The following is an 8,206-nucleotide window of genomic DNA, read 5'->3' as shown; positions in this document are numbered from 1 at the left end:
GAGATGGTAATGCCAGGCGACAACATCAAGATGGTTGTGACGCTGATCCACCCAATCGCGATGGACGACGGTCTGCGTTTCGCAATCCGTGAAGGTGGCCGTACCGTTGGCGCGGGCGTGGTTGCTAAAGTTCTCGGCTAATTGCTGATAACATTTGACGCAATGCGCAATAAAAGGGCATCATTTGATGCCCTTTTTGCACGCTTTCACGCCAGAACCTGGCTCATCAGTGATTATTTTTGTCATAATCATTGCTGAGACAGGCTCTGCAGAGAGCGTATAATTCGAAAAGCGAATTAGCATTTCGATTTGGTTTGCCTCGCGATCGCGGGGTGAAAATGTTTGTAGAATACTTCTGACAGGTTGGTTTATGAGTGCGAATACCGAAGCTCAAGGGAGCGGGCGCGGCCTGGAAGCGATGAAATGGGTAGTGGTAGCCGTTCTGCTGATCGTAGCGATCGTCGGCAACTATCTTTATCGTGACATTATGCTGCCGCTACGCGCGCTTGCAGTGGTAATTCTGATTGCTGCAGCGGGTGGTGTCGCGCTGTTGACGACAAAAGGCAAAGCGACTGTCGCTTTTGCCCGCGAAGCGCGTACCGAAGTCCGTAAGGTAATTTGGCCGACTCGCCAGGAAACATTGCACACCACGCTGATCGTAGCGGCGGTAACCGCTGTAATGTCACTGATCCTGTGGGGACTGGATGGTATTCTGGTTCGCCTGGTATCCTTTATCACTGGCCTGAGGTTCTGAGATGTCTGAAGCCCCTAAAAAGCGCTGGTACGTCGTTCAGGCGTTTTCCGGTTTTGAAGGCCGCGTAGCAACGTCGCTGCGTGAGCATATCAAATTACACAACATGGAAGAGTTATTTGGCGAAGTTATGGTTCCGACCGAAGAAGTGGTCGAGATCCGTGGCGGCCAACGCCGCAAAAGCGAGCGTAAATTCTTCCCGGGTTACGTGCTGGTTCAGATGGTTATGAACGACGCGAGCTGGCACCTTGTGCGCAGCGTACCCCGCGTGATGGGCTTTATCGGCGGCACGTCTGACCGTCCGGCGCCAATCAGCGACAAAGAAGTTGATGCGATTATGAACCGCCTGCAGCAGGTGGGTGATAAGCCGCGTCCGAAAACGCTGTTTGAACCGGGTGAAATGGTTCGTGTTAATGACGGTCCGTTTGCTGACTTTAATGGCGTGGTCGAAGAAGTGGATTACGAGAAATCCCGCCTGAAAGTTTCTGTTTCTATCTTCGGTCGTGCGACCCCGGTAGAACTGGACTTTGCCCAGGTAGAAAAAGCCTAAGCAGCGATCAAAAAAGCGGCGATTTAATCGTTGCACAGGGCGCGAGATTGGAATACAATTTCGCGCCTTTTGTTTTTATGGGCCACGGCCTGTAAAACGATTTTATTCACGGGGAGCCTCGCTGAGGCGCTATCACCCAATCAGAGGATTTTAGAATGGCTAAGAAAGTACAAGCCTACGTCAAGCTGCAGGTTGCAGCTGGTATGGCGAACCCAAGTCCACCAGTTGGTCCAGCTCTGGGTCAGCAGGGTGTGAACATCATGGAATTCTGTAAAGCGTTTAACGCCAAAACTGAATCCCTGGAAAAAGGTCTGCCAATCCCAGTTGTAATCACTGTTTACGCTGACCGTTCTTTCACTTTCGTTACCAAAACCCCTCCTGCAGCAGTTCTGCTGAAGAAAGCGGCTGGTATCAAGTCTGGTTCCGGTAAACCGAACAAAGACAAAGTGGGTAAAATTTCCCGCGCTCAGCTGCAGGAAATCGCGCAGACCAAAGCTGCCGACATGACTGGTGCCGACATTGAAGCGATGACTCGCTCTATCGAAGGTACTGCACGTTCCATGGGCCTGGTAGTGGAGGACTAAGAAATGGCTAAACTGACCAAGCGCATGTCCGTGATCCGTGACAAAGTTGATGCGACCAAACAGTACGACATCAACGAAGCTATCGCTCTGCTGAAAGAACTGGCTACCGCTAAGTTCGTTGAAAGCGTTGACGTTGCTGTTAACCTGGGCATCGATGCTCGTAAATCTGATCAGAACGTTCGTGGTGCAACTGTACTGCCACACGGTACTGGCCGTTCCGTTCGCGTAGCTGTATTTACTCAGGGTGCAAACGCAGAAGCTGCTAAAGCTGCTGGCGCTGAACTGGTAGGTATGGAAGATCTGGCTGACCAGATCAAAAAAGGCGAAATGAACTTTGACGTTGTTATCGCATCTCCAGATGCAATGCGCGTTGTTGGCCAGCTGGGCCAGGTTCTGGGTCCACGCGGCCTGATGCCAAACCCGAAAGTGGGTACTGTAACCCCTAACGTTGCTGAAGCAGTTAAGAACGCTAAAGCAGGTCAGGTTCGTTATCGTAACGACAAAAACGGCATCATCCACACCACTATCGGTAAAGTGGACTTCGACGCTGACAAACTGAAAGAAAACCTGGAAGCTCTGCTGGTTGCGCTGAAAAAAGCAAAACCAACTCAGGCGAAAGGCGTGTACATCAAGAAAGTTAGCATCTCCACCACCATGGGTGCAGGTGTTGCAGTTGACCAGGCTGGCCTGAGCGCTGCTGCAAACTAATGCCTTTACGTGGGCGGTGATTTTGTCTACAATCTTACCCCCACGTTTGCTAACGAAAGTTAGCGGCTAAAAGAATTGTTCGTTGGAGCCTGGCCTAATCCAGGCCTCCGTCGAAGACCGCAGGTGTTTCGCAAGAGACTTAATCCCCTGCGTAGACGGTGACAGAACGCTAAGATTATTTTTGGATATTCTGGCTTGTTTCTGCTCACCGTATTAAGACGCTCTTTCCGTTGGGAAGAGTGAAGTGAGTTCCGGAACATGAGTTCCGGCAAACATCCAGGAGCAAAAGCTAATGGCTTTAAATCTTCAAGACAAACAAGCGATTGTTGCTGAAGTCAGCGAAGTAGCCAAAGGCGCGCTGTCTGCAGTAGTTGCGGATTCCCGTGGCGTAACTGTAGATAAAATGACTGAACTGCGTAAAGCAGGTCGTGAAGCTGGCGTTTACATGCGTGTTGTTCGTAACACCCTGCTGCGCCGTGCTGTTGAAGGTACCTCTTTTGAGTGCCTGAAAGACACGTTTGTTGGTCCGACCCTGATTGCATACTCTATGGAACACCCGGGCGCTGCTGCTCGTCTGTTCAAAGAGTTCGCGAAAGCGAATGCAAAATTTGAGGTCAAAGCCGCTGCCTTTGAAGGTGAGCTGATCCCGGCGTCTCAGATCGACCGCCTGGCAACTCTGCCGACCTACGAAGAAGCAATTGCACGCCTGATGGCAACCATGAAAGAAGCTTCGGCTGGCAAACTGGTTCGTACTCTGGCTGCTGTACGCGATGCGAAAGAAGCTGCTTAATCGCAGTTATCTTTATAAAGCATCTGCTTACGTATAAACTTATTCTGATATTCAGGAACAATTTAAATGTCTATCACTAAAGATCAAATCATTGAAGCAGTATCCGCTATGTCCGTAATGGACGTTGTTGAGCTGATCTCTGCAATGGAAGAAAAATTCGGTGTTTCTGCTGCTGCTGCTGTAGCTGTTGCTGCTGGCCCAGCTGCTGACGCTGCTGAAGAGAAAACTGAATTCGACGTAATTCTGAAAGCTGCTGGCGCGAACAAAGTTGCAGTAATCAAAGCTGTTCGTGGCGCTACCGGTCTGGGTCTGAAAGAAGCTAAAGACCTGGTAGAATCTGCTCCAGCTGCGCTGAAAGAAGGCGTGAGCAAAGACGACGCAGAAGCACTGAAAAAATCTCTGGAAGAAGCTGGCGCTGAAGTTGAAGTTAAATAAGCCAACTTTTCTGGTTGCAGCCTAAGTAATTAGGCTGATGGCTGGTGACTTTTTAGTCACCAGCCTTTTTGCGCTGTAAGGCCTCGGTAGCATTTCACACTGTTTGACTATCGATGTGTCTTTCAATGCTTGTTTCTATCGACGACTTAATATACTGCGACAGGGTGCTCGCTCTGTGTAAATCGCAATGAAATGGTTTAAGCGTGATAGCAACAGGTATTGCGGAAAGTATTCAATTTTCCGGTCCACAAAATGGTGTTGCACAAACTGTCCCTTCGTCGGACAGATGGGTCGACTTGTCAGCGAGCTGAGGAACCCTATGGTTTACTCCTATACCGAGAAAAAACGTATTCGTAAGGATTTTGGTAAACGTCCACAAGTTCTGGACATTCCATATCTCCTTTCTATCCAGCTTGACTCGTTCCAGAAGTTTATCGAGCAAGATCCTGAAGGGCAGTACGGTCTGGAAGCAGCCTTCCGTTCCGTGTTCCCAATTCAGAGCTACAGCGGTAACTCCGAGCTGCAGTACGTCAGCTACCGCCTTGGCGAACCGGTGTTTGACGTTCAGGAATGTCAGATCCGTGGCGTGACCTATTCCGCACCGCTGCGCGTAAAACTGCGTCTGGTGATCTACGAGCGCGAAGCGCCGGAAGGCACTGTTAAAGACATTAAAGAACAAGAAGTCTACATGGGTGAAATTCCACTCATGACAGACAACGGTACTTTCGTTATCAACGGTACTGAGCGTGTTATCGTTTCCCAGCTGCACCGTAGCCCGGGCGTCTTCTTCGACAGCGATAAAGGTAAAACACACTCTTCCGGTAAAGTACTGTATAACGCGCGCATCATTCCTTACCGTGGTTCATGGCTGGACTTCGAGTTCGATCCAAAAGACAACCTGTTTGTCCGTATCGACCGTCGTCGTAAACTGCCTGCAACCATCATTCTGCGCGCACTGAACTATACCACTGAACAGATCCTGGACCTGTTCTTTGAAAAAGTGATCTTTGAAATCCGCGACAACAAGCTGCAGATGGAGCTGGTGCCGGAACGTCTGCGTGGTGAGACCGCGTCGTTCGACATCGAAGCCGACGGCAAAGTGTATGTGGAAAAAGGTCGCCGTATTACCGCGCGCCACATCCGTCAGCTGGAAAAAGATGATATCAAACACATCGAAGTTCCGGTTGAATACATTGCAGGAAAAGTAGCCGCGAAAGATTACGTTGATGAATCAACTGGCGAGCTGATCTGCCCGGCTAACATGGAGCTGAGCCTGGATCTGCTGGCTAAGCTGAGTCAGGCTGGCCACAAACGTATCGAAACGCTGTTCACTAACGATCTGGACCACGGTCCGTACATCTCTGAGACTGTACGCGTCGACCCAACCAACGATCGTCTGAGCGCGCTGGTAGAAATCTACCGCATGATGCGTCCTGGTGAGCCACCAACTCGCGAAGCAGCTGAAAGCCTGTTCGAGAACCTGTTCTTCTCTGAAGACCGCTACGATCTGTCTGCGGTTGGTCGTATGAAGTTCAACCGTTCTCTGCTGCGCGATGAGATCGAAGGTTCCGGTATCCTGAGCAAAGACGACATCATCGAAGTGATGAAGAAGCTCATCGATATCCGTAACGGTAAAGGCGAAGTGGACGATATCGACCACCTCGGCAACCGTCGTATCCGTTCCGTAGGCGAAATGGCGGAAAACCAGTTCCGCGTTGGCCTGGTGCGTGTAGAGCGTGCGGTGAAAGAGCGTCTGTCTCTGGGCGATCTGGATACCCTGATGCCTCAGGATATGATCAACGCCAAGCCGATTTCTGCAGCCGTGAAAGAGTTCTTCGGTTCCAGCCAGCTGTCTCAGTTTATGGACCAGAACAACCCGCTGTCTGAGATCACGCACAAACGTCGTATCTCTGCACTCGGCCCAGGCGGTCTGACCCGTGAACGCGCAGGCTTTGAAGTTCGAGACGTACACCCGACTCACTACGGTCGCGTATGTCCAATCGAAACGCCTGAAGGTCCAAACATCGGTCTGATCAACTCCTTGTCCGTGTACGCACAGACAAACGAATACGGTTTCCTTGAGACCCCGTACCGTAAAGTGACTGACGGTGTTGTTACCGACGAAATTCATTACCTGTCTGCTATTGAAGAAGGCAACTACGTTATCGCTCAGGCGAACTCCAACCTGGATGACGAAGGCCACTTTGTAGAAGATCTGGTTACCTGCCGTAGCAAAGGCGAATCCAGCTTGTTCAGCCGCGACCAGGTTGACTACATGGACGTATCCACCCAGCAGGTGGTATCCGTCGGTGCGTCCCTGATCCCGTTCCTGGAACACGATGACGCCAACCGTGCATTGATGGGTGCGAACATGCAACGTCAGGCCGTTCCAACTCTGCGTGCTGATAAGCCGCTGGTTGGTACCGGTATGGAACGTGCTGTTGCCGTTGACTCCGGTGTTACTGCAGTGGCTAAGCGTGGCGGTACCGTTCAGTACGTTGACGCATCCCGTATCGTTATCAAAGTTAACGAAGACGAGATGTATCCGGGCGAAGCGGGTATCGACATCTACAACCTGACCAAATACACCCGTTCTAACCAGAACACCTGTATCAACCAGATGCCTTGCGTATCTCTGGGTGAGCCAGTTGAGCGCGGCGACGTGCTGGCAGACGGTCCGTCCACCGACCTCGGTGAACTGGCGCTCGGTCAGAACATGCGCGTAGCGTTCATGCCGTGGAACGGTTACAACTTCGAAGACTCCATCCTCGTCTCCGAACGTGTGGTACAGGAAGATCGTTTCACCACCATCCACATTCAGGAACTGGCCTGTGTGTCCCGTGACACCAAGCTGGGGCCAGAAGAGATCACCGCTGACATCCCTAACGTGGGTGAAGCTGCGCTCTCCAAACTGGATGAATCCGGTATCGTTTACATCGGTGCGGAAGTGACCGGCGGCGACATTCTGGTTGGTAAGGTAACGCCGAAAGGTGAAACCCAGCTGACGCCAGAAGAGAAACTGCTGCGTGCAATCTTCGGTGAGAAAGCGTCTGACGTTAAAGACTCTTCTCTGCGCGTACCAAACGGTGTTTCCGGTACGGTTATCGACGTTCAGGTCTTCACCCGTGACGGCGTTGAGAAAGATAAACGTGCGCTGGAAATCGAAGAGATGCAGCTCAAACAGGCTAAGAAAGACCTGTCTGAAGAACTGCAGATCCTCGAAGCGGGTCTGTTCAGCCGTATCTATGCGGTGCTGGTTGCCGGTGGCGTTGAAGCTGAGAAGCTCGACAAACTGCCACGCGATCGCTGGCTGGAACTGGGCCTGACCGACGAAGAGAAACAAAATCAGCTGGAACAGCTGGCTGAGCAGTATGACGAACTGAAACACGAGTTCGAGAAAAAACTCGAAGCGAAACGCCGCAAAATCACTCAGGGAGACGATCTGGCACCAGGCGTGCTGAAGATTGTTAAGGTGTATCTGGCTGTTAAACGTCAGATCCAGCCTGGTGATAAGATGGCAGGTCGTCACGGTAACAAGGGTGTTATCTCTAAGATCAACCCGATCGAAGATATGCCGCACGATGCTAACGGTACGCCGGTAGATATCGTACTGAACCCGCTGGGCGTACCGTCTCGTATGAACATCGGTCAGATTCTGGAAACCCACCTGGGTATGGCTGCGAAAGGTATCGGCGACAAGATTAACGCCATGCTGAAACAGCAGCAGGAAGTCGCGAAACTGCGCGAATTCATCCAGCGTGCCTACGATCTGGGTACCGATGTGCGTCAGAAAGTCGACCTGAACACCTTCAGCGATGAAGAAGTGCTGCGTCTGGCAGAGAACCTGCGCAAAGGTATGCCAATTGCAACGCCGGTATTCGACGGTGCAAAAGAAGCTGAAATTAAAGAGCTGCTGCAACTGGGTGGTCTGCCAACGTCTGGTCAGATTACGCTGTTTGACGGCCGTACCGGTGAACAGTTCGAGCGTCCGGTAACCGTAGGTTACATGTACATGCTGAAACTGAACCACCTGGTCGACGACAAGATGCACGCTCGTTCTACCGGTTCTTACAGCCTGGTTACTCAGCAGCCGCTGGGTGGTAAGGCACAGTTCGGTGGTCAGCGCTTCGGGGAGATGGAAGTGTGGGCGCTGGAAGCATACGGCGCAGCATACACCCTGCAGGAAATGCTCACCGTTAAGTCTGATGACGTGAACGGTCGTACCAAGATGTATAAGAACATCGTGGACGGCAACCATCAGATGGAACCGGGCATGCCAGAGTCCTTCAACGTACTGTTGAAAGAGATTCGTTCGCTGGGTATCAACATCGAACTGGAAGACGAGTAATTCTCGCTCAAACAGGTCACTGCTGTCGGGTTAACGCCCG

General features: G+C 51.5%; 7 protein-coding genes and 1 pseudogene. All 8 read left to right on the top strand.

What is annotated here, in order from left to right; all coding sequences use genetic code 11:
- Positions 1–141, top strand: a pseudogene (gene tuf / locus ACOTZF_RS23910) (elongation factor Tu); the annotation flags it as partial.
- A gap of 229 nt (positions 142–370) precedes the next feature.
- Positions 371–754 carry a preprotein translocase subunit SecE gene (gene secE / locus ACOTZF_RS23905; RefSeq protein WP_013094999.1) on the top strand — a complete coding sequence of 128 codons (384 nt, stop codon included), beginning with the start codon at positions 371–373 and terminating at the stop codon, positions 752–754.
- 1 nt (position 755) lies between these two features.
- The gene (gene nusG / locus ACOTZF_RS23900) at positions 756–1,301 is read left to right on the top strand and encodes a transcription termination/antitermination protein NusG (RefSeq protein WP_003862341.1); all 546 of its coding nucleotides are present in this window, start codon (positions 756–758) and stop codon (positions 1,299–1,301) included.
- A gap of 155 nt (positions 1,302–1,456) precedes the next feature.
- Complete coding sequence (gene rplK / locus ACOTZF_RS23895) at positions 1,457–1,885, top strand: 50S ribosomal protein L11 (RefSeq protein ID WP_008503452.1); 429 nt, start codon at positions 1,457–1,459, stop codon at positions 1,883–1,885.
- Between the two features lie 3 nt (positions 1,886–1,888).
- Positions 1,889–2,593, top strand: coding sequence for a 50S ribosomal protein L1 (gene rplA, locus ACOTZF_RS23890; protein ID WP_013095000.1), 705 nt, complete (start codon positions 1,889–1,891; stop codon positions 2,591–2,593).
- A 292-nt stretch (positions 2,594–2,885) separates the two neighbouring features.
- Positions 2,886–3,383 carry a 50S ribosomal protein L10 gene (gene rplJ / locus ACOTZF_RS23885; RefSeq protein WP_013095001.1) on the top strand — a complete coding sequence of 166 codons (498 nt, stop codon included), beginning with the start codon at positions 2,886–2,888 and terminating at the stop codon, positions 3,381–3,383.
- A 66-nt stretch (positions 3,384–3,449) separates the two neighbouring features.
- Entirely contained in the window at positions 3,450–3,818 is a 369-nt protein-coding gene (gene rplL / locus ACOTZF_RS23880) for a 50S ribosomal protein L7/L12 (protein WP_013095002.1), read from the top strand.
- Positions 3,819–4,137: 319 nt separating this feature from the next.
- On the top strand, positions 4,138–8,166 hold the full coding sequence (gene rpoB / locus ACOTZF_RS23875; RefSeq protein WP_008503453.1) for a DNA-directed RNA polymerase subunit beta: 4,029 nt from the start codon (positions 4,138–4,140) through the stop codon (positions 8,164–8,166).
- Positions 8,167–8,206 lie beyond the last annotated feature (40 nt).

The sequence above is a fragment of the Enterobacter cloacae complex sp. SHL021 genome, from assembly GCF_049237765.1.
In the GTDB taxonomy this organism is placed as follows: domain Bacteria; phylum Pseudomonadota; class Gammaproteobacteria; order Enterobacterales; family Enterobacteriaceae; genus Enterobacter; species Enterobacter cloacae.
Note: the sequence above shows the minus strand (reverse complement) of the source record. Positions and strands in the feature narration are given on the sequence as shown.

Excerpts from the sequence above, each read along its gene's own strand:
- secE (WP_013094999.1), top strand. The coding sequence starts at position 371 with ATGAGTGCGAATACCGAAGCTCAAGGGAGCGGGCGCGGCCTGGAAGCG.
- nusG (WP_003862341.1), top strand. The coding sequence starts at position 756 with ATGTCTGAAGCCCCTAAAAAGCGCTGGTACGTCGTTCAGGCGTTTTCC.
- rplK (WP_008503452.1), top strand. The coding sequence starts at position 1,457 with ATGGCTAAGAAAGTACAAGCCTACGTCAAGCTGCAGGTTGCAGCTGGT.
- rplA (WP_013095000.1), top strand. The coding sequence starts at position 1,889 with ATGGCTAAACTGACCAAGCGCATGTCCGTGATCCGTGACAAAGTTGAT.
- rplJ (WP_013095001.1), top strand. The coding sequence starts at position 2,886 with ATGGCTTTAAATCTTCAAGACAAACAAGCGATTGTTGCTGAAGTCAGC.
- rplL (WP_013095002.1), top strand. The coding sequence starts at position 3,450 with ATGTCTATCACTAAAGATCAAATCATTGAAGCAGTATCCGCTATGTCC.
- rpoB (WP_008503453.1), top strand. The coding sequence starts at position 4,138 with ATGGTTTACTCCTATACCGAGAAAAAACGTATTCGTAAGGATTTTGGT.